24 protein-coding genes are annotated in these 24,786 nt (G+C 42.8%); 9 read left to right on the top strand and 15 right to left on the bottom strand.

The window, feature by feature from the left end:
* Positions 1-141: 141 nt before the first annotated feature.
* The 6 genes from edd to K370_RS10750 all read right to left on the bottom strand — a co-directional run bounded on the left by edd (position 142) and on the right by K370_RS10750 (position 7,752).
* The gene (edd, locus tag K370_RS10775) at positions 142-1,956 is read right to left on the bottom strand and encodes a phosphogluconate dehydratase (RefSeq protein ID WP_047541471.1); all 1,815 of its coding nucleotides are present in this window, start codon (positions 1,954-1,956) and stop codon (positions 142-144) included.
* A gap of 194 nt (positions 1,957-2,150) precedes the next feature.
* Positions 2,151-3,869 carry a carbamoyltransferase gene (locus K370_RS10770; RefSeq protein ID WP_047541470.1) on the bottom strand — a complete coding sequence of 573 codons (1,719 nt, stop codon included), beginning with the start codon at positions 3,867-3,869 and terminating at the stop codon, positions 2,151-2,153.
* A gap of 5 nt (positions 3,870-3,874) precedes the next feature.
* Positions 3,875-5,332 (bottom strand): lipopolysaccharide kinase InaA family protein, encoded by a 1,458-nt coding sequence (locus tag K370_RS10765; RefSeq protein WP_160255842.1) that lies wholly within the window; start codon positions 5,330-5,332, stop codon positions 3,875-3,877.
* A 24-nt stretch (positions 5,333-5,356) separates the two neighbouring features.
* Positions 5,357-6,238: a 2OG-Fe(II) oxygenase gene (locus K370_RS10760; protein WP_047541468.1), complete on the bottom strand. Its 882-nt coding sequence runs from the start codon at positions 6,236-6,238 to the stop codon at positions 5,357-5,359.
* 12 nt (positions 6,239-6,250) lie between these two features.
* Positions 6,251-7,036, bottom strand: coding sequence for a glycosyltransferase (locus K370_RS10755; RefSeq protein WP_047541466.1), 786 nt, complete (start codon positions 7,034-7,036; stop codon positions 6,251-6,253).
* Between the two features lie 11 nt (positions 7,037-7,047).
* A complete protein-coding gene (locus tag K370_RS10750; protein WP_160255841.1) occupies positions 7,048-7,752 on the bottom strand; it encodes a lipopolysaccharide kinase InaA family protein in 705 nt (234 codons plus the stop codon).
* Between the two features lie 149 nt (positions 7,753-7,901).
* Between K370_RS10750 and K370_RS10745 the strand changes: the two genes are divergently transcribed.
* Entirely contained in the window at positions 7,902-8,801 is a 900-nt protein-coding gene (locus tag K370_RS10745; RefSeq protein WP_047541462.1) for a lysophospholipid acyltransferase family protein, read from the top strand.
* On the opposite strand, the gene rfaP is transcribed toward K370_RS10745, so the two are convergent.
* Together rfaP and K370_RS10735 are read right to left on the bottom strand one after the other, a co-directional pair.
* The gene (gene rfaP, locus K370_RS10740) at positions 8,791-9,609 is read right to left on the bottom strand and encodes a lipopolysaccharide core heptose(I) kinase RfaP (protein ID WP_235272736.1); all 819 of its coding nucleotides are present in this window, start codon (positions 9,607-9,609) and stop codon (positions 8,791-8,793) included. The two genes, K370_RS10745 and rfaP, sit on opposite strands and share 11 nt — an antisense overlap.
* Entirely contained in the window at positions 9,609-10,727 is a 1,119-nt protein-coding gene (locus K370_RS10735) for a glycosyltransferase family 4 protein (RefSeq protein WP_268747050.1), read from the bottom strand. Before K370_RS10735 ends, rfaP begins: the two co-directional genes overlap by 1 nt.
* Before the next feature lie 118 nt (positions 10,728-10,845).
* On the opposite strand from K370_RS10735, the gene waaC reads away from it, so the two are divergent.
* The 7 genes from waaC (at position 10,846) to K370_RS10700 (ending at position 18,458) form a co-directional block, all read left to right on the top strand.
* Positions 10,846-11,799 carry a lipopolysaccharide heptosyltransferase I gene (waaC, locus tag K370_RS10730; protein ID WP_047541975.1) on the top strand — a complete coding sequence of 318 codons (954 nt, stop codon included), beginning with the start codon at positions 10,846-10,848 and terminating at the stop codon, positions 11,797-11,799.
* 126 nt (positions 11,800-11,925) lie between these two features.
* Positions 11,926-12,435 carry a nucleotide exchange factor GrpE gene (gene grpE / locus K370_RS10725; RefSeq protein ID WP_088177657.1) on the top strand — a complete coding sequence of 170 codons (510 nt, stop codon included), beginning with the start codon at positions 11,926-11,928 and terminating at the stop codon, positions 12,433-12,435.
* A gap of 171 nt (positions 12,436-12,606) precedes the next feature.
* A complete protein-coding gene (dnaK, locus tag K370_RS10720; protein WP_047541973.1) occupies positions 12,607-14,532 on the top strand; it encodes a molecular chaperone DnaK in 1,926 nt (641 codons plus the stop codon).
* Positions 14,533-14,653: 121 nt separating this feature from the next.
* The gene (dnaJ, locus tag K370_RS10715) at positions 14,654-15,784 is read left to right on the top strand and encodes a molecular chaperone DnaJ (protein WP_047541459.1); all 1,131 of its coding nucleotides are present in this window, start codon (positions 14,654-14,656) and stop codon (positions 15,782-15,784) included.
* A 238-nt stretch (positions 15,785-16,022) separates the two neighbouring features.
* A complete protein-coding gene (gene rlmF / locus K370_RS10710; RefSeq protein WP_047541458.1) occupies positions 16,023-17,000 on the top strand; it encodes a 23S rRNA (adenine(1618)-N(6))-methyltransferase RlmF in 978 nt (325 codons plus the stop codon).
* Between the two features lie 186 nt (positions 17,001-17,186).
* The gene (locus tag K370_RS10705) at positions 17,187-17,540 is read left to right on the top strand and encodes a hypothetical protein (protein ID WP_047541456.1); all 354 of its coding nucleotides are present in this window, start codon (positions 17,187-17,189) and stop codon (positions 17,538-17,540) included.
* A gap of 243 nt (positions 17,541-17,783) precedes the next feature.
* Complete coding sequence (locus K370_RS10700) at positions 17,784-18,458, top strand: DUF6445 family protein (protein WP_047541453.1); 675 nt, start codon at positions 17,784-17,786, stop codon at positions 18,456-18,458.
* 5 nt (positions 18,459-18,463) lie between these two features.
* On the opposite strand, the gene K370_RS10695 is transcribed toward K370_RS10700, so the two are convergent.
* The 7 genes from K370_RS10695 to K370_RS10665 all read right to left on the bottom strand — a co-directional run bounded on the left by K370_RS10695 (position 18,464) and on the right by K370_RS10665 (position 23,576).
* Positions 18,464-18,727: a hypothetical protein gene (locus K370_RS10695; RefSeq protein WP_047541451.1), complete on the bottom strand. Its 264-nt coding sequence runs from the start codon at positions 18,725-18,727 to the stop codon at positions 18,464-18,466.
* A gap of 48 nt (positions 18,728-18,775) precedes the next feature.
* Positions 18,776-19,177 (bottom strand): lactoylglutathione lyase, encoded by a 402-nt coding sequence (gene gloA / locus K370_RS10690; RefSeq protein WP_047541450.1) that lies wholly within the window; start codon positions 19,175-19,177, stop codon positions 18,776-18,778.
* 84 nt (positions 19,178-19,261) lie between these two features.
* Complete coding sequence (locus K370_RS10685; protein WP_047541449.1) at positions 19,262-19,519, bottom strand: YfhL family 4Fe-4S dicluster ferredoxin; 258 nt, start codon at positions 19,517-19,519, stop codon at positions 19,262-19,264.
* 3 nt (positions 19,520-19,522) lie between these two features.
* Positions 19,523-20,014: a pantetheine-phosphate adenylyltransferase gene (gene coaD / locus K370_RS10680; RefSeq protein ID WP_047541447.1), complete on the bottom strand. Its 492-nt coding sequence runs from the start codon at positions 20,012-20,014 to the stop codon at positions 19,523-19,525.
* A gap of 26 nt (positions 20,015-20,040) precedes the next feature.
* The gene (gene rsmD, locus K370_RS10675) at positions 20,041-20,628 is read right to left on the bottom strand and encodes a 16S rRNA (guanine(966)-N(2))-methyltransferase RsmD (protein ID WP_047541446.1); all 588 of its coding nucleotides are present in this window, start codon (positions 20,626-20,628) and stop codon (positions 20,041-20,043) included.
* 93 nt (positions 20,629-20,721) lie between these two features.
* Positions 20,722-22,020: a M16 family metallopeptidase gene (locus K370_RS10670; RefSeq protein WP_047541444.1), complete on the bottom strand. Its 1,299-nt coding sequence runs from the start codon at positions 22,018-22,020 to the stop codon at positions 20,722-20,724.
* Positions 22,021-22,157: 137 nt separating this feature from the next.
* Positions 22,158-23,576: a M16 family metallopeptidase gene (locus tag K370_RS10665; RefSeq protein ID WP_047541442.1), complete on the bottom strand. Its 1,419-nt coding sequence runs from the start codon at positions 23,574-23,576 to the stop codon at positions 22,158-22,160.
* 153 nt (positions 23,577-23,729) lie between these two features.
* Between K370_RS10665 and ftsY the strand changes: the two genes are divergently transcribed.
* Positions 23,730-24,785, top strand: a complete 1,056-nt coding sequence (gene ftsY, locus K370_RS10660; protein ID WP_047541440.1) for a signal recognition particle-docking protein FtsY — start codon at positions 23,730-23,732, stop codon at positions 24,783-24,785.
* Position 24,786 lies beyond the last annotated feature (1 nt).

Raw genomic sequence — 24,786 nt, 5'->3', positions numbered from 1 at the left:
GCCTGCGCGGGAGTGATAGATTAAGTAGTTCTTAGCGATATCAACAGCCTAAACTTTGATAATCGGCTGAAAGCAAGACACATGAGCGCAGACAGTACGATAGTAGGGCAAGTGATTGCAACATCAGTCGATTTGCAAAGTTTATAGCCAGGTGATTGCGCCTTCTTCGGCGGATAATACATTTTTCCGCATCCCACCAAACAACTCACGCCCAATACCATGCGAATTATTGTTGCGTTTAGCATCAGATAATTCCTCCACTTCACGCTCTGCCCAAGTATCTTCGTCCACCAATACATTCAGCGTACCTACACTTGCATTTAAACGTATGATATCGCCAGTGCGAATTTTGGCAATTGCACCGCCTGCACTTGCTTCCGGGCTTAAATGAATCGCAGCAGGAATCTTACCCGATGCACCGCTCATGCGGCCATCCGTCACGATTGCAACCATAAAGCCTTTGTTTTGCAACACGGCTAATGGTGGTGTTAATTTGTGTAATTCTGGCATACCGTTGGCTTTAGGTCCTTGAAAACGCACTACCGCTACAAAATCACGCTCAAGTTCTCCGCGATCGAACGCGGCCAATAATTCCTCTTGTGCATCAAACACAATCGCTGGCGCTTCAATGATATGTCGATCTTCTGGCACGGCAGAAATTTTAATGACGCTACGGCCTAAATTACCTTTTAACAAGCGTAAGCCACCTGATTCGTTAAAGGGATGCGCAGCAGTTCTGACAACTGTTTCATCGCCACTCTCGGCTGGATAATCTTTCCAGACCAACGTGCCATCTTCTTTAACAGGTTTTTTGCCAAATTCGCGCAAACCGCCTCTAGCTACGGTATATACATCTGGGTACATGTAACCGCCGTCAATCAGCTCGCGTATCACAAAACCAGGGCCACCAGCATTTTGAAACTCATTAACATCCGCTTTGCCATTAGGGTAAACGCTCGCCAATAACGGCGTACCTTTTGCAAGATAATGAAAATCTGTCCAGTCGATAATAATGCCTGCAGCACGCGCTACAGCTACCCAGTGAATAAGATGGTTAGTTGAGCCGCCGGTTGCCAACAAAGCTACCATCGCATTTACGATCACGTGTTCATCTACCAACTTACCAATTGGAATAAAGTTATCTTTACGTGTGTTATTCAATACCAATCTAACTGCTTCGCGGGTTAAATCTTCACGCAGACCATCATGCGGGTGAATAAACGCCGCGCCTGGTACGTGTAAACCCATCGCCTCTAACAACATTTGGTTGCTATTAGCCGTACCATAAAACGTGCAGGTACCAGCACCATGATAAGCGGCAGATTCTGAAGAAAATAACTCTTCGCGCCCCACAATACCTTGTGCATATTTTTCACGCACTTTAGATTTTGATGTGTTATCCAAGCCCGTACTCATTGGACCTGCAGGCACAAATACGCACGGTAAATGTCCAAAATGCAGTGCGCCAATCAACAAGCCCGGCACGATTTTATCGCAAACGCCCAGCAACAAAGCGGCATCGAACACATCATGCGAAAGCGCAATCGCAGTGCCCATGGCAATATTATCGCGACTGAATAGCGACAACTCCATGCCTGGCTCGCCTTGCGTAATGCCATCACACATAGCAGGCACACCACCCGCCACTTGTACGGTCGCGCCACATTTATGCGCTTCATCGCGCAGAATATCCGGGTAGTTCACATAAGGCTGATGCGCTGAAAGCATCTCGTTGTAGGCTGTGACAATGCCAATATGCGGCGCTTTTTCAACCACGATTTTGAACTTATCACTAGCTGGCAGAGCAGCAACAGCGTGTGCTACGTTAGCACAGCCCAGTCTGTCGGCACCTTTTTCACGCTTCAGAATCTCATCGACACGATGCAGGTAAGCAGTGCGAGTTGGTCGACTGCGTTCAATAATACGTTCGGTCACTTCTACTAGAGATTGTTTCATAAATGCTTTTTTATAATGGTTAACTGCTATTTAAATAAAAACCTAACTGTCCGATTATCGCTAATTGAGCCTTATCCGTCAAATTAACCGTGTAGAAAAACGCGGTTTTGATCGCAAAATCAGGTTGAAAATCGCATTGAATTTGAATGAGCTAAACTAGACAGTATATTCAAACAATGATGAGAATTTAGCTGCTATTTTTTGGTGACAAGAATATCTTCCATCATCAAATACTCCAGATCGCAGCCATAAAACATATTCAGTGCATCCGTTGGCGAGCAGATCATCGGTTCTCCACGGCGATTGAGTGATGTATTAAGCACAACAGGATTACCACGCAATTTCTCAAGATGCTCAATCAACTCGTAATAGCGTGGATTTGTTGCATATGTGACCACTTGCGCACGTGCTGTACCGTCTTCATGCACCACTTCTGGGATACGCGATTTCCAGCTTTCGGCCACATCAAATGTGAATGTCATATATGGCGCGGGGTGATTGGTTTGCAATATCTCAGGTGCGGCTTTATCCAACATACTTGGGCAAAAAGGACGCCAACGTTCACGATATTTAATCTGCGCATTGATGCGATCAGCTACACCGGGAAAGCTCGGATCGCCCAGGATACTGCGACAGCCTAATGAGCGTGGACCAAATTCCATGCGCCCTTGCAGCCATGCCAATGGATTACCCGCCGCTAGCAATTCAGCGGCTTTTTGCGGGAAATTATCCACTTTGGTGAATATCGGCTTATTCGGATGTGCTTCACAAGCAGCAACACATTCTTCACTGCTGAACGCTGGGCCTAAATACGCATGTTGCATTGGCTCAACCGTGTCGCCCGCTGCATTTGCTGCAAAAGTTGCAGCGCCAAGCGAAGTACCTGCATCACCAGATGCAGGTTGCACGAATAGCTCTTTTACATGCGGCATGCTGATAATGCGCTGATTTAACTTAACATTAAGCGCAACACCACCAGCCATCACGATTTTGCCAGTTTCTTTAATAATATCGCCAAGATAATAATCAATCATTTTCAGCGCAACGTCTTCCAACAAAGCCTGCACAGAAGCCGCATAATGAATATATGGATTATCGATTTCGTCACCGCTACGCTTTGGTCCAAGCCAATCAATGAGTTCCGGCGTGAAGTAGTAGCCTTTACCATTTTCTTTATAACGGCGTAACCCAACCACATTCACCAGCGTGGTATCAATCACCAACTCACCATTCTCAAAAGTCGCCAAGCGAGATAAATCATATTTACTGGCATCGCCATACGGTGCCATACCCATGACTTTAAATTCGCCATCGAGCATTTCAAAGCCCAAATATTCGGTGATCGCGCCATACATGCCACCGAGAGAATCGGGATCATAAAACTCTTTAATTTTATGAATTTTGCCATTTTCGCCATAACCAAAAAAAGTCGTGGCATATTCGCCCTTGCCATCAATACCGACAATGGCAGTTTTTTCTTTAAAGCCACTTAAATGATATGCACTGGAAGCGTGTGCCAAATGATGCTCTACTGGTACGAATTTAGCGTTAGTTAACCCTAAATCCGCCATTAATTTTAGCAATTTATCACGATTACGACGGAATCTTCTATTGCCATTAAACAGCGCATCCAAGGCGCGATCTGGCGCGTACCAATGACGTTTTGCATAATGCCAGCGCGCCTTACTGGTTAGCGGAATCTCTGCATACGGAAAAGCCACAATATCGACATCTTCAGCTTTGATGCCTGCTTGTTTCAGGCAGAATTTTGTTGCTTCATATGGAAATTGATTTTTCGCATGTTTATCGCGAATAAAACGCTCTTCTTCCGCCGCGGCGATGATTTTTCCATCAATTAAAATTGCCGCCGAAGCATCATGCCCCAGCGCGCCAGATATGCCTAATACAATCATTTAATTCATTCTTTATTGGTTGTAATGCCTGCTTTAATCAGCATTGAGTCATCGGGATATGTGACTTTAAATGTCTTCACAAACGCATTATACAGGCTTGCGTTGTCTTGCCAATTTTGCATAAACCGCTGTAAATCGCGCACATGTGCAACGACATTGATTTTGCGATGCTGGCGCATACTATCTAAATCAATTAATACCGGCAGTGTTCCTTGCATTTTAATATTAGTGGCTTTGGTATCGCCGTGGCTAATTTGCAGTAAAAACAACTTATAAAACAAGGCCACGATATTTTTGATTGCCTCAGCACGCTGGGCTTTATCGTGTGTACAAGCAAAATATTCTGTCACATCGGGTAAATCCAGATATTCCGCCAAAAAATAGGCTTTACCTCTTAACCCACCCACCAGAAAGCTCAAGCGCCTCTGCTCTATCAACGCAAAGGGCTTGGCGGTAGCTATGTCTAAAATACTGAGGCGATGTGCATTAGCCCAAGAAATCGCAGCGCGGCTAGGCCGAAACGCACGGCTGATACCATGCCAAAAATTCTTAATATTGTAACGTTTAACAACAATTTTTTTGTTGCCAATCTCTGCCAGAGCCACAGTACAGGTATTGCCATTTTTTAGCAGATTGTGCGGTTGTATCAAAGCATCCAATTCGGGCAGACTTATCGGTGCATTTATATTAGCATCACTGGAAGATGCAACTAATAAGTCTCGCACGGCAATAACATTCACATCGGCACATTGCCTAAACACTTTCTTATCGGCATAACGACTTGCTGCCTGCAGGCGGTGCCGATTCGCCATATTGGCAAGCTTTGCTGGTTCCAGGCCACTATTCCATGCGCGCGCGTTTGAATAGGTGTCTGCCAAAACTGCTTGCCACTTCTCAATATCCAGCACATCAAACTTAGACCAGATGACGGCCAGATTTTGCAATGCTTGCTCGCTGCTTAAATGTGAAAATTTGCGTATGCCATCACCATCAAGCGTATAAATTTTGTCACCGGAGACTAAAAAATTCTTCAGGTATAAATCCGTTTGCAACAAATTCGCGTTGTGATGTTTGGCAACTTCAGCGACTATTTTTTTAGCTAAAGCTAAGCGATGATTTTGGTTTAAATTCTGCCAAATTTGCTCTGCATTATTCGCAGGCGCTATCGCCTCAAAAATAAGCACTTGCGTGCTTTCTCCTACTGTCTCACCTTGGTACAGCATGCGCGGCGTATCAATACCTACATCCATCAACCACCTGACGCCAGCTGCATCGCGTGCGGCATATTTGCTGGCATTTTTACCAAAAAATAGTTTTGCATATACAGTCTTGTCTTGCCACAAAGCTTGGCACACAACACGTTTTCCTGGAACAACACGCACCACTTCCTGGCATGTCAAAACCGTTAAGTCAGCCAGTTTCAACACAAAATCGGCACGGCACGGCTGTTTAAATTGATACAAAAAATTAGGCATATTTGAGCAAGCTCAAAATAATTTTTTGATTTTTTGTTTTACATTACTTAGCCAATGTTCATTCTGTCCAAACATTTTTTTTGCTCGCCTGTCGCGTTTTTTGGCCAGTTTTTTTGCATCTGCAATATTTTTTGCTGTGTCGTTCGGGCGGGCCACGTAATTAGTGTGACGCGATTCACCCGTATCATTGGCAATGGGTAAAGCGGTGTAATAGTACAGTGCGATGGATTTACGGGTAATATCGGAGGGCGTAGTTAGCGGCTCTGGATGACCGTGATAGCTATCCGCATCGGTATTAAAAATTACGCAACGATTAAATAATGGCGCAACTTCTTTCACCTTGTTTTGCATAGTTTTATCCCATAACTCCAATTTTCCGCCATAAGTATCTTGCCAATCTTTATTAAGATAAATGAGTACATTTACCCGTCGGATCAACTGTAAACCTTCATTGACACGGAAATCGGCATGAATACCCAGCAGACCACCAGTAGAAATCTCGTGAAAACCACCACCGGCAAAATACGGGTCTGGTAACAAGCCTTGAATATTGGTGATGCCCTCAAGAAACTTGAGCATACTGGATGAGTTAAAAAAGCCAAATAGGTTGCGTGTAAACTCATCGCAATCGGCAGGCATGATTTGGCGTTTATACTGGCCGCCATAACCTTTTTGATAAATTTTATCGTGTGCTTTTTTTTCTACTGGAAAGTGTTGTAATATCTGCTCGGCCAAATCAGTCGGCAAAAAATCATCAATTACGGCATGGCAAAATGGCTCTGCAAAAGCATACTCCCCCATTTGCGATTGGCCAATTTCAAGCGCTTTTTCAGCATCTAACTGCAAACCCTGCTGGATTTGAATCGGTAAAAAGCCTGTCATTTTTTTAGTCATACTAGCAATCGTTTATTGATATTTTTTCAGAAGCGCCAACTTACGCTTTACTCGCCTGTTCATGTCATCATAGCCCGCTACCAACCCAACAGTGCCAGCTTCGACATGGTCTAAATATTTAAACAATTGCATGGCAGAAATATGTTTAACATTACGTCCTGTCTCAAGCGCGATATCTTGCAGCGCATAACCTGGAATACGGTTTTGCATAAAAAAAGTGAGCTTATTCTCTTTCATCCAACTAACATCCCACAACGCAAAAAAACTTTTAATGTATTGTTCTTTATAAGGTTTTGGCTCACGCCCATTAATACCCAGAAAGCGCACTGCACGGCGTGAATAGTGCTTGCAAAAACGAGAGACTAAACGCCAATAGCTGCGCAAATAGCCACGATTAATTTGCTCTAGGCAACCCGTCGCCACAACATTGGGCTGACTTTTCAAGTTCGCCAATAATATTTCAAACACTTTTGGCTGGTAAATAAAAGTGTCAGTATGCATCAAAAACAAATACTGACAGTTAACTTTTGACAACACCACATCCAGCGCATGGCCATGCGCAGCAAAACCTTGTTCTTTACCAGCGGCTTTGCGCTCTATCAAATGTATCCAATCCAGGCTGCGCAAATAATCTGTGCTGGCGTCTTGCGAGTCATTATCTACCACCCAAACTTCGGTTGTGCTTGCAATCAAGCCGGCATCTATATGCTGCTTTAACAAGGACAAACTAATCTTGGTAAGTTCTAATGTTTTGTAATTCACCATGACAATGGCGAAACTTGGTTTTTCGTTGGTCATATCAAAATCGCTTAGACACGGTTGGCACGGTGTGTAATCATACTAAATAGCAGTTTATCAAAAAAACTTAGCTCGATTTTTTCTAAATAGCTTTTTATTAATAACAACTTACGCCCATCATCCCAATCAACTGTGTGCCTTAAAAAGGCGGCCAAATCAAAATACGCACGATACCAGGCCAGTGGCGAAAAACGTGCTTTTTCTAAATCAATTAATGCAACTTCGGGTGCGATACCTGTCCCTGCGTTTTTAACGAAAATATGCTTTGGATAAAGCGCGCGATGCACCATACCGGTATCGTGAAATCGCTTAATTTCCGTGGCCACTTTTTTAACTAAATCGTATTGCTGCGCCTGCTGCAATTGACTTAAATTAATTGTATCGAGTGGCACAAAATCGGTTAAATTTTCTGTAATCAGAATGGCCTGATTGGTAGATGTACTTTCTGCGTAGTACACAACACTTGGTGCGCCAATATTGTGTTTTTGCAAAAAAGTTAAATTTCGAAACTCGCGTCTAAAAGTAGGCTCGCCTATAACTGGATGCGCCCAGCTTTTGCGACCGTGATTTTGCTGCTTTTTCACAAAAAAAATGAAATTTTCGCCATCTTCCGTTCGCAACAATAGCTTACCTACACCGCTAAAGCCGCCACGACGCTCGTTCGGCGGTTCAAACCAGGCAATATCCCGGTTCCAAATAGCATTAAAATCTGTCAATTGATGCTGTGCCAAAAGCGCTTGATAATCGTTAGATTGGAACAATGGTGAAAACTCTACCAACATAGAAAGGGTAAATTATATCAGTCAACATACACTTTAAAACGGCACAAATGCAGTTTCGTGCTTATCACGTATAATTGCTGACCATGTTGTCATTTATTTTAAATCCGTTTACTTACTTGCCGCTACGCGTGCTGCATGGCCTAGGTTTTTGCTTAGGCACGCTACTTTTTTATTGTATGCCGCAAGCTAAAAAACGCACCATTACGAATATTAAGCAAAGCCAGCTGGCTAAACCCCCCCTAGAGGTAAAAGAAATAGCACGTAAAAGTTTTGTTGAGCTTGGTAAAGCAATATTTGAAACACCAATGATTTGGCAAAAAAAAGAGGCGGATATCCTGCCTTTAGTCAAACAAGTGCATGGCTGGGAGGTGGTTAAAGACGCGCTGCAATTAGGCAAAGGAATTATCTTTTTAACGCCACATCTGGGTTGCTTTGAAATCACATCTATTTATTACGGCAACCGACATCCGATTACCGTGCTGTATCGCCCACCAAAACTAAAGTGGCTGGAAAGGCTTATTTTAAATGGCCGTAAACGTACAGGTGTCACATTGGCAGAAGCAAACGCAAGTGGTGTACGAAAACTGATGCAGGCATTGAAACGTAATGAAGCTATTGGCATTTTGCCTGACCAAATCCCCGCTGCAGGCGAAGGAGAATGGGCGGATTTTTTCGGCAAACCTGCCTACACAATGACGCTTGCCAGCAAGTTAGCTGAAAAAACAGGCGCAACAGTATTAATGGCGTTTGGTGAGCGGCTAGTAAATGGTGCCGGTTATGATATTCACATTACCCGCTTGGAATCGATTACCACAACGACACTACTAAACAATGCAATTGAACAACAAATCGCGCTAAATCCAACACAATATTTATGGCGTTATGACCGTTACAAACAAAGACGACATGCGATGGAAAAACGAGAAACGCCGGCAACTACTGCAGAATTGAAATCAAAACCCACAAAACAAACTAACGAATAGCAGACTTTTCTTTTTGCAAACGTTGCTGAAATTTCTGGCTATTAAATTTAGTTAACAAAGCCTGCGCACGGCGTTCAACCTTCGCCCAGAAAGCAGTGTTTTGCGGCAAATAATGTTGTTTAAAAACATCCAATTCTTTTGTGCTTAATCCACATTGCAACGCAGAAAAATATAACCCTGCAATATCTTTCATGACAGCGTTTCCGCTACTTGATTGGCCTTGTAGCATGCGATGCAAATCAATCAAATGTAGATTTTTAATGTTTGAATTTTTAAAGTCTAAATCCTGTTTTTTCAATACAAAATGGCATAAATAAAAATCACGATGGCAAAGCCCTGCGCCATGTAATTTGCTGGCGAGTTCCGCCATCGCTTGCATCAGCGCTTGTTTGAAACCATCCGAGTAGCTAGGCCAGTCGGCACAAATATCTTCCAGCGTCACAATCTCGCCTAAATCTTCTGTCATCACAAAAGACTGCATAGTTGCGGGATTACAGCCCTGCTGACCATAAGCTACTAGCGGTGTGGTGGGTATGCCAATTGCGTTGAGTTTTTGAATGGCATGTACCTCTGTCATCGCGCCAAGAATCGGTTTTTTAAAAGCAATTAAATTCTTAAAAATCTCAGCCCAACCCACGCCAAAATGCTGCTTAATAAAATAGCTCTTTTTCCCCAACTTCACTTGTATGGTTTTACGCCCACGCACGTCACGATAAGCTTTACCAGGCATTTGCATCAGCGCGCTAAAGGCTTCACCGCTTAAATGTTGTTTGATTTCGTCAGGCACAACTAAATGGCTGTTCATCATCACGATTTCTTTTTCTGCAAGGCTGCGTTTTGATTGGCCAGCTTTGTCTCTGCAAGTTTAATTAAAATTTCAGCTTCTGCGCTACCGTCGTTGGCCTGCATAATTTGCTGCACATAAGCCAAACCATTTTGTGCCCATTGTGCTTTTTCATTGGTCTGTATCATCTGCAAAAACTGTTGGTTAAACTGGGTTTGATTAAAGGGCGAAGCCGATACAATTCCCGCATCGGCATCCGTCACATGATGCGCATAGCCGCAACTTGCCGTAACCAGCATTGGCGCGCCACAAGCCATGCCCTCTAAAATCACTAAACCAGTATTTTCACGATATGCTGGATGTATGCACACATCTGCACCTTGCATCAATTGTGGCGTATCGGGCCGGCCTTTTGACACCACAACATGATTTTCAATACCCAGTTTTTTCGCCATTTTTTCAAATTGCTTAGGGTTATCCTGCCCCACCGCAACCAATCTTGTGTGGGCACGTACATCATCAGGCAATGCGGCAAGCGCCAGAATCGCACGATCCAAGCCTTTCATCGCGAAGCCAGAACCGGTTAGTAAAAACACAAAATCATTCACACCAAAGCCAAAAGCATTGCGCAAATGCGCGCGCATTGCCGCTTTATCTTGTAATACAAATCGCTCTGGCGATAAAAATGGTGGGATATAGTGAAAGCGCTCACTTTGCGTGCCGTACCAATGTTGAAAATGCGGTTTTTCGGTGAGTGAAACCGCTAATATCTGTGTATTCAGTTCTGCCGAAAATACCGCTTTTTCACACGCAGCGAACCATTTAAAACGTGGTAATAATCGATATAAAAAACTGCGCTGCTTGTGCGCACGCTCTATAAAACAAGGGTCTGCGGCAAAGTGCGCATCCAAACCGGCCATGCGGTTGTAGCCAAACACATAATCAAAATGACTGTGTTTTATTTGCGCAAAAGTAGCCTGTATAAACTGTTGGTAGCGTTGATAATTAAACCAGGCCTTTTGTGGTAATTCATGCACTTTGATATTGGCCGGCATATCGCCTTGCCAACTCATGGTGAAAATCTCTACAATATGCCCGCGTTTAACCAGCTCGTTAGCGGTGCGCAGCATATCGCGCTGCATGCCACCAAATGGAAAATATTTAAAAATGATAAAAGCAAAGTGCAATTGAGATGGTTTTGAGCGACTTAACGCTTTCAAAATAACAAAAAATCAATTGTATGCGAAAATGCCTGAAACCATGAAAATTCTCATCGTTAAAACTTCATCGCTAGGCGATGTTATTCACTGTTTACCTGTTATTAACGACATTCATGTCGCTTATCCGGACGTGCAGATTGATTGGGTGGTTGAAGAAAATTTTGCTGATATTCCACGCCTGCACCCACGCATTAATCGCGTTTACACGGTTGCATTCAGACGTTGGCGCAAACAATTGTTGAATGCAAAAACTTGGGAAGAAATCAAACGATTCAAACACTTAATTGCACAAAACAATTACGACGCAGTGATTGATACGCAAGGTTTATTAAAAAGCGCGCTGATTACGCGCTTCACCCATGGCGTTAAACATGGTTATGATAAACGGTCGATTCGCGAGCCGCTTGCCAGTTATTTTTATGATAGAAAATATAGCATTTCTTATCAGCAGCATGCAGTTACGCGCAATCGTGCTTTAGCTGCATTAAGCATCGATTATGATCCGCCTTCGGCAGTGCCGGATTATGGTTTGGAAGCAAAACCGAATTCGGAAAATATTCCAAAAAAACCTTACATTATCGCGTTGCATGGCACTAGCCGCGATAGCAAACTGTGGCCAACAGAGCACTGGATTGATCTAGGAAAAGCGCTAAACCAAACACAGGTCAGCATTGTGCTGCCGTGGTCTAATCCAGCTGAGTTGTCGCGAGCAGAGCAAATTGCCAAGTCGTTGCATAATTCGGTTGTATTACCTAAATTGAGCATTGAAGAGCTGGCATCTGTGATTAGCCAAGCAAAAGCCGCTATTGGCGTCGATACGGGTTTATCGCATTTGGCAGCAGCGCTGAATATTCCCACTATCGCGATTTACACCGACACCAACCCCGCACTTACTGGTGTAATGGGTAGTCAGGCGCAAGCGATTAACTTGGGTAATATTGGCAAAACTCCGAGTGTGGATGATGTCTTGACGTGCTTGAATCATATTCAATAATCATATTCAATTGGTTAATTTAGTCTAGTTTATCCAAAATATTGTGCCAATTTTGCACTGGCGCACTTGAAATAAAACCGCTTATCCCCACGTTCAAAACAGTGTTATTAATGAATGGGGAAACACATGACAGACGATTTAGAAAACGCACAACAAGGCGAAACACCAATTGAAGAAATCAGCGCACAAACACCAGAAGAACGTATTGCTGAACTAGAAGCAGCACTGGAAGAAGCCAAAGCCAGCGTTTTATATACTAAAGCAGAAGGCGAAAATATTCGCCGTCGCGCCAATGACGATATTGATAAAGCACGGAAATTTGCGCTAGAGAAATTCAGCAATGAACTACTTGCTGTAAAAGATAGCTTGGATGCAGCGATATTGATTGAAGCAGCAGATGTAAAAAGCTACAAAGATGGTATTGAAATCACCATTAAACAATTAACTTCTGTGTTTGAAAAATTCAATATCGCAGAAGTGAATCCATTAGGTGAGAAATTTGACCCGAATAAACATCAGGCGATTTCAGTGCTGGAAAATAGTGGCGAGCCAAACACGGTAACCAGCGTATTGCAAAAAGGTTACACACTGAATGACCGTGTATTAAGGCCTGCGCTGGTAATGGTTGCAAAATAAGTGGCGCAAAATAAATGAATAGCCACAAATTCTTTAAGGCTATTGAAAAGCTGAAAAACCACCCAACATTACATTCATACAGGTTTTAAATTAACCGAATTAAATTAAGACAAAGTTAAATTTAAGACTAAATTAAATTTAGTCATATTGAAAGAAAAAGGAATAAGCAAAATGGGAAAAATTATTGGTATTGACTTAGGTACAACAAACTCTTGCGTTGCCGTGATGGAAGGCGGCAAACCACGCGTGATTGAAAACTCAGAAGGCACACGCACTACGCCTTCAATCATCGCTTACCAAGAAGATGGCGAAATCTTAGCGGGCGCACCAGCTAAACGCCAGGCGGTAACTAACCCAAAAAATACGCTGTACGCAGTTAAGCGTTTAATTGGTCGTCGTTTTGAAGAAAAAGAAGTGCAAAAAGACATCAAACTGATGCCATACACCATTGCAAAAGCCGATAACGGCGATGCATGGGTGGAAGTGCGCGGCCAAAAAATGGCACCACCGCAAATTTCTGCTGAAGTATTACGCAAAATGAAAAAAACCGCTGAAGACTATTTAGGTGAAGAAGTAACTGAGGCCGTGATTACTGTGCCGGCTTACTTTAACGATAGTCAACGCCAAGCCACTAAAGATGCTGGTCGTATCGCTGGTTTAGAAGTTAAACGTATCATCAACGAGCCGACTGCTGCTGCATTAGCCTTTGGTCTGGATAAACAGGAAGGTGATCGCAAGATTGCGGTATATGACTTAGGCGGCGGTACATTCGACGTTTCTATCATTGAAATCTCCAGCATCGATGGCGAACATCAATTTGAAGTATTGAGTACCAACGGCGATACGTTCCTGGGTGGCGAAGACTTTGATAACCGTTTAATCGACTTTTTAGCCGATGAATTCAAAAAAGACAATGGTGGCCTGGATTTGCGTAATGATTTATTGGCAAAACAACGTTTGAAAGAAGCGGCCGAAAAAGCAAAAATCGAGCTTTCTGGCGCAACACAGACAGAAGTGAACTTGCCATACATCACTGCAGATGCAACCGGCCCTAAACACTTAGTAGTGAAAATCACGCGAGCTAAATTAGAGTCATTGGTTGAGGACCTAATTGAACGCACAATGGCACCGTGCCGCACTGCGATTAAAGATGCAGGCATTTCCGTTGACGATATCACCGATGTGATTTTAGTTGGCGGTCAAAGCCGTATGCCAAAAGTGCAAGAGAAAGTAAAAGAGATTTTTGGTAAAGAGCCACGTAAAGACGTGAACCCTGATGAAGCGGTAGCGGTAGGCGCCGCGATTCAAGGTGGCGTGCTGAAAGGTGACGTTAAAGATGTGTTGTTATTAGACGTAACGCCACTGAGCTTAGGTATTGAAACACTAGGCGGCGTGATGACTAAGGTTATCAAGAAAAACACGACGATTCCTACCAAGGCATCACAAACGTTTTCAACCGCTGATGACAACCAGAATGCAGTGACGATCCAAGTGTTGCAAGGTGAGCGCGAAATGGCTTCTGCCAACAAATCGCTTGGTCAATTCAACTTGTCAGACATTCCGCCAGCGCCACGTGGCATGCCTCAAATTGAAGTGACATTTGATATTGATGCAAACGGTATTTTGCATGTTTCTGCTAAAGATAAAGCCACTGGTAAAGAAAATAAAATTACCATTAAAGCGAACTCTGGCTTGTCTGAAGCTGAAATTCAGCAAATGGAAGAAGACGCGATTAAATACGCGGATGAAGACAAGAAATACCGCGAATTGGTTGATGCACGCAACGCAGCCGATGGCATGGTTCACTCAGTGAAAAAATCATTGTCTGAGCATGGCGATAAGTTAGATGAAGCTGAAAAAACAGCGATCGAAACGGCATTGAAAGATGTTGAAGATGTGCTGCAATCTGACGACAAAGATACGATTGAAGCAAAAACCAATGCATTGACCGAAGCAGCGCAAAAACTTGGTGAAAAAGTGTATGCAGAAGAGCAAGCACAAGCAAATGCTGCCAATGCACAACCTAGCCCGGAAGGTGAGAAAACGGTAGATGCAGAAGTAGTCGACGCTGAGTTTGAAGAAGTGAAGAAAGACTAAGTCTTTTAGTTAAGTAATCGATAGTCGTTAGCGTCCTAATATGATGCTAACGATTTTTCGTTATTAACTATTCATGAAAAAATAACTGACGATTCACTATAGATTAGATAAATATCAAACCATGGCTACCAAAAAAGATTATTACGAAGTATTAGGCGTTAACAAAGACGCCTCTGAAGAAGAGATTAAAAAATCTTATCGCAAATTGGCGATGAAATATCATCCTGACCGCAACCCTGACAATCCAAATGCTGAAGAACACTTCAAAGAGGCAAAAGAAGCCTACGAAATGCTCTCTGACGACCAAAAGCGTGCGGCTTATGATCAATATGGTCATGCAGGCGTAGAACAAGGCGCTGGTGCCGGTGGTTTTGGTGGCGCAGGTTTTGGTGATGCATTCGGCGATATCTTTGGTGATATTTTTGGTGGTGGTCGCCAAGGTGGCGGTCAACGTAATAATGTCTATCGCGGTGCCGACTTACGTTACAACATGGAAATTAGTTTGGAAGATGCCGCAAAAGGCACTGAAACCAAGATTCGCATTCCTGTTCAAGCAGCGTGCGAAACCTGTAAAGGTACTGGTGCCAAAACTGGCAAATCACCTGTTACCTGCTCTACTTGTGGTGGCCACGGTCAAGTGCGTATGCAACAAGGCTTTTTCTCTGTGCAACAAACCTGCCCGAAGTGTCATGGCAGCGGCAAAATTATCAAAGATGAAGATAAATGCGGTACTTGCCACGGTGCTGGCCGTCAAAAAATCAACAAGACCTTATCGGTTAAAATCCCCGCTGGCGTGGACGAAGGTGATCGTATTCGTTTAACAGGCGAAGGTGAGGCTGGCGTGAATGGCGGCCCAACTGGTGATTTGTACGTCGTGGTGCATTTAAAACAACATGAGATATTCCAACGCGACGGTGGTAATTTACATTGCGAAATGCCGATTAGTTTTAGCACCGCTGCAATTGGTGGCGAGATTGAAGTGCCTACTTTAGGCGGCTCTGCCAAAATGAAAATTCCTGCGGAAACTCAAACTGGCGGTGTATTCAGGTTAAAAGGAAAAGGCATTAAACCGCTTCGCCAATCTGAAGCTGGCGATTTAATGGTGCATGTGGTGGTTGAAACACCGGTTAAATTAACCGAAAAACAAAAAGAATTATTACGTGAATTTGAAATCAGCACCCAAGCAGATTCAGGCAAGCACAGTCCACGCAATAAAAGCTGGATGGATAAAGTAAAAGGTTTTTTTGATTAAGCTGTAAAATATGAGCAAAGATTAACCGCGCTTCACTTTCATATATCTAAATACTGTATTTTTCTATTTTAAAGGTCTGCAATTGCAGGCCTTTAATTTTTTCTCATTTGCATTTCACTCGCGTAAAAGTTTTCAACGCTTAATTAGCTGAAGTATTAGATAATCTAATTTCAGTGTTATTCTGTGGCGCGATTTTTAACATGCTTTAATCAATTTTTAATTTACCTTAACCAAATTAGTGAAATCCGATAACAACAAGCGTAAGCTACATCCGCGTAATCAGCATCGTGAGCGATATGATTTTGACCAGCTTACGCAGTCCAGCGCAACATTGGTGCAGTATGTGCGATTGAACGAATATGGTGATGCCTCTATCGACTTTTCTAACCCGCAAGCGGTTAAAGCCTTAAATCAGGCACTGTTAAAGCAGTTTTATGGCGTATCTGTTTGGGATATCCCAAAACAGTATCTTTGCCCGCCGATTCCTGGTCGCGCAGATTATTTACATTACCTTGCAGATTTACTTAGTGAACTTAATGACGGTCAAGCGCCAATAGGCAAATGTGTGCGTGTATTGGATATTGGCGTGGGAGCCAATATGATTTATCCGTTAATAGGCAATCGCGAATATGGCTGGCATTTTGTAGGGGCAGATATTGAAGTGAAAGCCTTACAAAATGCGCAACAATTAATTGATGCGAACGGACTTTCAAATGCGATCGAACTTCGATTGCAAACCTCACCGCCTTCTATTTTTAAAGACATGATTCGTCAGGATGACGCTTTTGCTTTAACAATGTGTAACCCACCCTTTCATGGCTCGTTAGAAGAGGCGCAGGCAGGTACAAAACGTAAATGGCAAGGACTAGCCAAACAATCGGCGAAACATACTACAGATAAAAAATCGACGATATTGAATTTTGGTGGACAAAGTGCAGAGCTATATTGTGAAGGCGGCGAAGAAGTCTTTGTAACCACAATGATTAACGAAAGTAAGCAGTTTTCCGCACAGTGCCTGTGGTTTACTACGCTTGTATCAAAAGCAGCTAATCTGCCGGGCATTTACCGTGCGCTTAAAAAAGCGAATGCGCTAAAAGTGAACACCATAGAAATGGCGCAAGGTCAAAAACAAAGCCGTATCGTTGCCTGGACTTTTCTTAACCCTAGTCAACAGCGGGCTTGGGTAACTATGCATTTAACCAAACACTTGCTTTAATCGCCCTTCCCGTTTTTTAAAACCTTCAACTACAGGGTTAAAACTTAAATATGCTTCATATTTACTCATTAACAATTCATTAACTTTAAATATTGACCGCTTACACTTAGGTTACACGCACGTCATAAAACCGACATATCTCTTTGATATTATTCATTTTAAGTTAACTAAATGGAGATAATAAAAATGAAAAGTATATTAACAAAGAGTATTTTACTTGGCAGCTTGGTATTAACAAGTTTTGCATTTGGCTCTTTTAGTGCCAATGCTGCAGGCTTTAACCAAAATGCTGCAAATGATGGCAAAGTCATGTCATCAATTAAATTTCAGGATGTGTTAGACAATACATCGCCAAATCAACTAGCAAGCAATTTTGGTAAGCCTGACGAAATTGTGATGATGAAAAACGCAGCAGGTGATGTTGCAGGTGTGATTTGGGTTTACCGTGATGCGGTTTTAAAAGCGCGCGGCATGATGGATGCAAGCTTTGTATTGATTAATGGCCAAATGAGGTACGTGACGTTATCTGATGCAGTTTAATTGAGTCTGACTCTATGTTGTAAGTAAGAAATGCCCGCAATTGCGGGCATTTTTATGTGTATAAAACATCAATAAGTGCAGTGTGTTGATCATTAGTAGCTGAAACTTCCTGTCATTTCTGATTCAACCACCTCTTCTCGCGCTCGCCTACGTCAACTAGATAAAAAACAGATCGCAGGATATACTGCAACTGCCTTTGTATAGGCAAACTCGTATCTTAAATTTGTTATTTTAAACGCTCTCATGAATTTATATCCTGTCACCATCATCGAAAATTTTTACGAAAATCCTGATGCAGTGCGTCAATTTGCGCTCAGTCAAAAATATCAGTTTCGGCATGAGCTTAACAATCTGAAATATGTGTTTCCTGGCAGCCGGACTAAAGACCTGTCCATTATCAACAAGCCTCTCTTTGAAAAAGTCTGCAGTAAAATCGTGTCAGTATTTCACAATTCTGAGCACGATTATATGCGCTGGGCGATTACCACTAGCTTTCAGAGTGTTTCAGCAGAATATAAACGCGGTGTGATTCATACCGATAGCAACACCATTTTCGCAGCAGTGTTATATTTATCGCCCGATGCGCCGCTAGATGCTGGCACCTCGTTATTTAAGCCCAATAAAAATTGGGATGCGGCAAAATATGAACAAGCATTAAAAGATAACGATAAGCGTTTTGAAGCGGGAGAAATCGCGATGAATACGGATTATCACAACATGTTTGATGAGATTGTGCGTATTAACAATGTGTATAACACCTTGATTTTATATGAAGGTCGCCACTACCATGCAGCAAACCAATTTTTTGGTAAAACTTTAAAAGACTCGCGTTTGGCTCAGGTGTTTTTTGTCAGCAAAATCGATGCGCAGAAACATAATGTGTTTCCATTAAATCGAACCAGTGCGATTAAAGTTTAAATAAGCTAATTTAAACTATCTAAAATCGCTGTTAACTCATCACGTATATCATTAAAATCGGTATATTTTCTAGCTTCTGCACCAACGCTTGATGTACGCGCATACCAATAGTGACTATTCCCTACGTCACCTTCTATTTTATGCAGTACCGCGTGCAGCCAATTAGCGGTGGTGTCAGAATAATCCTGCGCGATACGATGCGAAGTATCCCAATCGCCATCTAGTGCCGCCTGTACAGCAATTCTCAGCTGTTGTTTATTGTCAGCCATATTTGCACCAAATTTGACCTAATTTACTCGCTATCTTGGATATTCACGCTATCTTGGATATTCAATAGTGCCTTTTTGAATAAACTCGATTTTATAGCCATCTGGATCTTCAATAAAAGCAATCACAATCGTGCCATGCTTCATCGGCCCTGCCTCACGAATCACTTTTCCGCCAGCCGCTTTTACTTGCTCGCAGGCTTTGTAGGCATCGTCCACTTCCAGTGCCAAGTGCCCATATGCGCCGCCCATTTCGTAACTGGTTTTACCGTAATTATAGGTAAGCTCAAGTACGCTATTGTCGTATTCATTGCCGTATCCTACAAATGCCAGCGTAAATTCGCCATCAGGATAATCTTGTTGGCGTATCAATTTCATTCCCAACACTTTGGTATAGAAATCAATAGACTGTTCTAAGTTGCCGACGCGCAACATCGTGTGCAAAATTCTCATTTCAAACTCTCCTTGAGTTTTGTAGATTTATTATTCTTAAACAGTTTTATTTTTTGTATTGTTTTATTCTTGTATTAATTTATTTTAAGCAGTTTTTAATTGTGTCAGTCGATAATACTTATTCAATAACTGCTCCTGTGTCTCAACGACATCTGGATTAAGCGGAATACAACTCACCGGACACACCGCCACGCATTGCGGCTTATCAAAATGCCCTACACATTCTGTGCACAAATTGGGATTAATTTCGTAAATTTCCTGGCCTTGATAAATCGCTTCATTCGGGCACTCAGGCTCGCAAACATCGCAGTTAATGCATTCATCGGTGATAAAAAGCGCCATAAATTATGCTTGTTTAAGTTTTTGAATAATCGCATCTTCAACCGTGGATGATACAAACTGATGCACATCACCACCCAGTTTGGCGACTTCGCGTACCAGGCTGCTAGATACAAACATATATTGTTCGGCAGGTGTCAGGAACAAGGTTTCCAGTTTCGGGTAAAGCTTGCGATTCATGCCTGCCAGTTGAAACTCATATTCAAAATCACTGGCTGCACGCAAACCGCGAATCACCATTTGCGCGCCTTGATCTTGCACAAACTGCATTAACAAACCACTGAAGCCAACTACTCTAATATTGCTGGATTTTTTAAAGCCGCTTTGCGCAAGCGCGACACGCTCTTCCAGAGTAAATAATGTGCCTTTATTGGTACTGCCCGCAACGGCCACGATTAATTCATCAAACAAATTAGCCGCACGATGCACAATATCTTCATGCCCTAAAGTGATGGGATCAAATGTACCGGGATAGACGGCAATACGTTTTTTACTCATGAATGGCCTTAAATCAATACAACATATTAAGAAGTTGAAACCGATTTTAACAAATGATAGTAGACGTTGCCTGCTTTATTTTGTTTGATAATTTGCCAAGCATCAGTATCCAATACTTCAAATTCAGCTTCAACATACACAATGCCATCTGGAGCAAGGTGCTGATTTAATAATGGGAGTAGCTTGCTAAACCAATCTTTGTTGTATGGTGGATCGCAAAAGATAATGTCAAATTTTTGCGTATTCTGACTTAAAAACTGCAACGCATCCAAATGATGTATCTGGCAATTCTGTGCATTTAATAATGTTTGATTTTGCAAAAGCGATTTAAACGCTATAGCCGCATTTTCTATCATCAGGACACTTTTGGCATTACGTGACAATGCTTCAAATCCAAATGCGCCAGTTCCTGCAAATAAATCCAGGCAGTTTTTACCGGTTAAATCTTGTCCTAGCCAATTAAACACGGTTTGCCGGACGCGCTCTGGCGTAGGCCGCAAGCCTTCCGCATCAGGAAATTTCAGTAAACGGCTACGCCAAACACCGGCATTGATGCGGATTTGATTGGTGACAGTTTTAGTGCCGGATTTGTTGTTAAGTTTAGATTTAGACAAGGTTTTGTATAGACAAGTACGTCGTGGCAAAACCTTATTTTACCGCTTTATGGCCTGATTTTATGGCTTAAGTTTTGATGCGGTGTGTTTGCTTTACTGCCCGCCTACAATCACTGATACAAAATGATCCGGTTTGATACGGCGATTAAACGCATCTTTAATCTGTACAGCGGTTACTTTTTCCACTTCTTTATTAAAATCGTCTAAATACGTCAATGGCAATTTGTAAAACCCAATCACACTTAAGTAATCTAAAATTTTGCTATTACTGTCGATTCGCATCGGAAACCCGCCGGTAATATTGGATTTAGCCGCTTTCAACTCCTTCTCAGTCACGCCGTTTTGCATAAACTTGGCTAAAGTTTCGTTCACCACTTTAAGCGCGTCACTTGCTTGTTCTCTTTTGGTTTGCAAGCCGATTTGAAAAGGACCCAATTCGCCCATTGGCATAAAATAGCTATAAACGCTGTAAACCAAGCCACGTTTTTCACGCACTTCTTCGGTTAAGCGAGATACAAATCCACCGCCACCTAAAATGTAATTGCCCACATATAAAGGAAAGTAGTCTGCGTCACCACGTTTAACACCTGGATAGCCCAATAGAATGTGCGATTGGCTAGCAGGATGGTTAATATTCTGTGTGCTTGCGGCTTCTGGCAATGTTACCTCAGCAATTTTTGCTACCGCTGCACTTTGTGGTAAACCTTTCGATACGTTTTCTGCGATCTCACGCGCTTGTGCTTCTGTCATATCGCCTATCAAGGCGATTGTTGCGCTTTTTGCAGTGTAATATTGCTGATAAAACGCGATTAAATCTTCACGCCTCATGGCTGTAATCGTGTCAACTTCACCACTTTCATCCAAACCGTATGGATGTGCGCCGTATAACGCCTGCATAAACGCTTTGTTTGAAATACTTTCCGGTCGGGTTGCGGCTTCTTGCAAGCCGGCAATAATGCGCGTTTTTTCACGCTCTAAAATCGCTTGCGGAAAATCGGGTTTATGCAAGATTTTATTAAAAACAGTCAATGCTTTGGCTTGCTCACTGGTTAATGTGCGCAACTTAAATGCCGCTCTGTCTAAATCCAACTCGCCACCTAAAATAGCGCCAATATCCGCAAACTGGTTGGTAATCGCCTCTTCACTCAAACCATCTGCACCAAGCGTCATCATGTATTTAGTGACACCTGCAACGCCAGAGGTCGCTTTGGTATCGTGCGAACTACCCGCAGGAAAATTCACGCTCATATCAATAATCGGCAAATCGTGATTCTCGACAAAATACACGTCACTGCCTGAAGTCGTTTGCCAGTGGTTGATCTTAACGGCGGCGTTGGCATTAAATGCCAAAAGCGTGATAAATAAAGCGATTAAATATTGCATTGTTTTCATGCTAAAACCTTAAAATGGATTCTGTTTATTTGAAAAATTTAAAGCACTAAGCGAAGCTAGGCGCGCAATATCGCCGTGTACATTTGGTACACAAGATATTGCGCAACAACGCATCGCGACGCGGTTTAAGTTTTCCATTAGTGGATGTGTGGTTTGCCGACGGGCTTGGCATTCGGATCAATCGGCTGCGGGTCTAGCGTCGCAATGGTCATGTTATCTTTAACCAGATATTTTTTTGCCACTGCCTGTATTTGTTCAGATGTAATCGCCTTAAGCTGCTCAGGATATTCTTTCAGCAAACGCCAGCTGTAGCCCATGGTTTCAAGTTGCCCGATTTGCATGGCCTGATAAAACATCGAATCGCGCTGATAAACATCCGATGCAATCACGGCAGCTTTCACACGATCAAGTTCTTGCTGTGTCACGCCATTGGTTTTAATTAACTCGATTTGTGCGATTAAAGCGGCCTCCAGCTCTGCCACTGTTTTGCCTTCTGCTGGCGTACCAATCAATTCAAATAGCGCTTCGCGACCACGCGAAGTGCTGTCATAACCAGCGCCAACATCAACAGCAACTGAGTTTTCGCGTACTAATTTTTGATTTAATCGAGCAGAATCATTACCGCTTAACACACCGGCCAACACATCCAGCGCATAAGGCTCCCAAGCCTGCTCTGGCGTCGATGATTTTCCTTGTAACGTTGCTTTATCTTGTAAAGCAGGCACATGGAAGCCCATCATCAGATACGGCAACTTGGCAGGGGCCTTCACCACCACACGGCGTTCGCCAATTTGTGCAGGTTCTGTTTGCGGTTTTCTGGCGGGCAATACTTTAGGTTTTAATCCGCCAAAATATTGTTTGGCCAGCTTTAATACCTCTTGTGTTTTCACATCACCGACTACCACTAGGGTTGCGTTATTCGGTGCATACCAAGTGTTGTACCACTCGCGCGCATCTGCGGCAGTCATATTTTCCAGATCATTCATCCAGCCCACGATGGGTCTGGCATATGGGTGTGCTTTAAAAGTAGTCGATTGAAACTGTTCATTTACTTTTGACTGCGGCTTATCTTCCGTACGCCAGCGACGCTCCTCCATCACCACTTTAATTTCTTTGGCAAATTCGGCATCGGTAATCACCAGATTCGCCATGCGATCCGATTCCAATTTTAAAGAAAGCGGTAAATGCGACTTTTCCAATTGCTGAAAATAACACGTGTAATCAGTGCCGGTAAAGGCGTTTTCCTTGCCGCCTGCGGCTGCAACAATGCGCGAAAACTGGCCTGCCGGTACATTTTTTGTACCTTTGAACATCATATGTTCCAGCACGTGCGCCACACCCGTCTTACCATTTACTTCATCTATACTGCCTGCGCGATACCATACTTGTGACACCACCACTGGCGCACGATGGTCTTCCTGCACAATCACTTTCATGCCGTTTGGCAATTTAAACTCTTGTATCTCTGCTTGTGCAAACAAAGGACTTAATGCCAATAATAGTAAGATTAATCTCGAATTTGCCTTTTTCTTCGCTTTTTTGATATGTGTTCGCACAAAAATCTTTCTTAAAATTCAAAAATTGATAAGCACTTATTAAATAAGAACTTAAATGACACGGATTAAATAAATTTAGTTCCTGCCAGCGACTAATGGCACGCTCACGATTTTACGACTAAAATGCTTATTAATTGTTATTTAAAGTTAGCCATGTTTAATATTTTCAAGAAAAAATCCCAGCCAGATAACAGCATTGACAAAGAAACCGCTGTTAACGAAACAGAGGTTCAAGCAGAAGCAGTACCTGTCGTAACAGTATCAGCCACAGAGCCTAAAGAAACGGAACCTAAAAAAGCAGCACTAAGCTTTACTGAACGTCTCAAACAAGGTTTATCCAAAACTCGTCAACAACTTGGTGGTCAACTCAATAGTCTTTTTGGTGGCGGGAAAATCGATGCCGATACTTATGAGGAATTAGAAACGATTCTTTTGACATCCGACATTGGCGTAGCAGCAACCCAGCGATTACTCGACAATTTAAAAAAGCGTGTTAAACGTGAAAATCTGCAAGATACGACTGCACTTAAACAAGCATTAAAAGCAGAATTATTGGCGGTATTAACGCCATTAGAAATACCTTTACAAACCAATACTCATGCGCCTTTTGTGATTATGCTGGCAGGTGTTAATGGCGCAGGAAAAACCACCACTATCGGCAAATTAGCCAAACAATTTCAATCGCAAGGCAAAAGCGTTCTAATTGCAGCGGGCGATACATTTAGAGCCGCTGCGCGTGAGCAATTGCAGGTATGGGGCCAGCGCAATAATGTGCATGTGATTGCATCAGAAGGCGGTGATGCGGCGGCAGTTATTTTTGATGCAGTGAATTCTGCCATGGCAAAAAAAATCGATATCGTGATCGCGGATACGGCAGGTCGTTTGCCCACGCAGATGCACTTGATGGATGAAATTAAAAAAGTGCAGCGCGTCATTGATAAAGCCTATCCTGGTGCGCCGCATGAGATATTGTTGGTGATAGATGCCAACACTGGCCAGAACGCCGTCAGCCAAGTAAAAGCATTTGATGACGCGTTAGGTATAACGGGCTTGGTACTCAGCAAATTAGATGGTTCTGCCAAAGGCGGCGTGATTGCAGCGATTGCAGAAGCAAGACCGATACCAGTGCGCTTTATTGGCATCGGCGAAGCAATAGACGATTTACGCCCATTTAAGGCACAAGCATTTGTGGATGCGCTGTTTGATTAAG

It is taken from the genome of Methylotenera versatilis 7 (genome assembly GCF_000799165.1).
GTDB lineage: Bacteria > Pseudomonadota > Gammaproteobacteria > Burkholderiales > Methylophilaceae > Methylotenera_A > Methylotenera_A versatilis_A.
Note: the sequence above shows the minus strand (reverse complement) of the source record. Positions and strands in the feature narration are given on the sequence as shown.

Coding starts and splice junctions, on each gene's coding strand:
- edd (WP_047541471.1), bottom strand. CDS start 1,956: ATGAAACAATCTCTAGTAGAAGTGACCGAACGTATTATTGAACGCAGT.
- K370_RS10770 (WP_047541470.1), bottom strand. CDS start 3,869: ATGATTGTATTAGGCATATCTGGCGCGCTGGGGCATGATGCTTCGGCG.
- K370_RS10760 (WP_047541468.1), bottom strand. CDS start 6,238: ATGACTAAAAAAATGACAGGCTTTTTACCGATTCAAATCCAGCAGGGT.
- K370_RS10755 (WP_047541466.1), bottom strand. CDS start 7,036: ATGACCAACGAAAAACCAAGTTTCGCCATTGTCATGGTGAATTACAAA.
- K370_RS10745 (WP_047541462.1), top strand. CDS start 7,902: ATGTTGTCATTTATTTTAAATCCGTTTACTTACTTGCCGCTACGCGTG.
- rfaP (WP_235272736.1), bottom strand. CDS start 9,609: ATGATGAACAGCCATTTAGTTGTGCCTGACGAAATCAAACAACATTTA.
- K370_RS10735 (WP_268747050.1), bottom strand. CDS start 10,727: ATGCAGCGCGATATGCTGCGCACCGCTAACGAGCTGGTTAAACGCGGG.
- waaC (WP_047541975.1), top strand. CDS start 10,846: ATGAAAATTCTCATCGTTAAAACTTCATCGCTAGGCGATGTTATTCAC.
- grpE (WP_088177657.1), top strand. CDS start 11,926: ATGACAGACGATTTAGAAAACGCACAACAAGGCGAAACACCAATTGAA.
- dnaK (WP_047541973.1), top strand. CDS start 12,607: ATGGGAAAAATTATTGGTATTGACTTAGGTACAACAAACTCTTGCGTT.
- dnaJ (WP_047541459.1), top strand. CDS start 14,654: ATGGCTACCAAAAAAGATTATTACGAAGTATTAGGCGTTAACAAAGAC.
- K370_RS10705 (WP_047541456.1), top strand. CDS start 17,187: ATGAAAAGTATATTAACAAAGAGTATTTTACTTGGCAGCTTGGTATTA.
- K370_RS10700 (WP_047541453.1), top strand. CDS start 17,784: ATGAATTTATATCCTGTCACCATCATCGAAAATTTTTACGAAAATCCT.
- K370_RS10695 (WP_047541451.1), bottom strand. CDS start 18,727: ATGGCTGACAATAAACAACAGCTGAGAATTGCTGTACAGGCGGCACTA.
- gloA (WP_047541450.1), bottom strand. CDS start 19,177: ATGAGAATTTTGCACACGATGTTGCGCGTCGGCAACTTAGAACAGTCT.
- K370_RS10685 (WP_047541449.1), bottom strand. CDS start 19,519: ATGGCGCTTTTTATCACCGATGAATGCATTAACTGCGATGTTTGCGAG.
- coaD (WP_047541447.1), bottom strand. CDS start 20,014: ATGAGTAAAAAACGTATTGCCGTCTATCCCGGTACATTTGATCCCATC.
- K370_RS10670 (WP_047541444.1), bottom strand. CDS start 22,020: ATGAAAACAATGCAATATTTAATCGCTTTATTTATCACGCTTTTGGCA.
- ftsY (WP_047541440.1), top strand. CDS start 23,730: ATGTTTAATATTTTCAAGAAAAAATCCCAGCCAGATAACAGCATTGAC.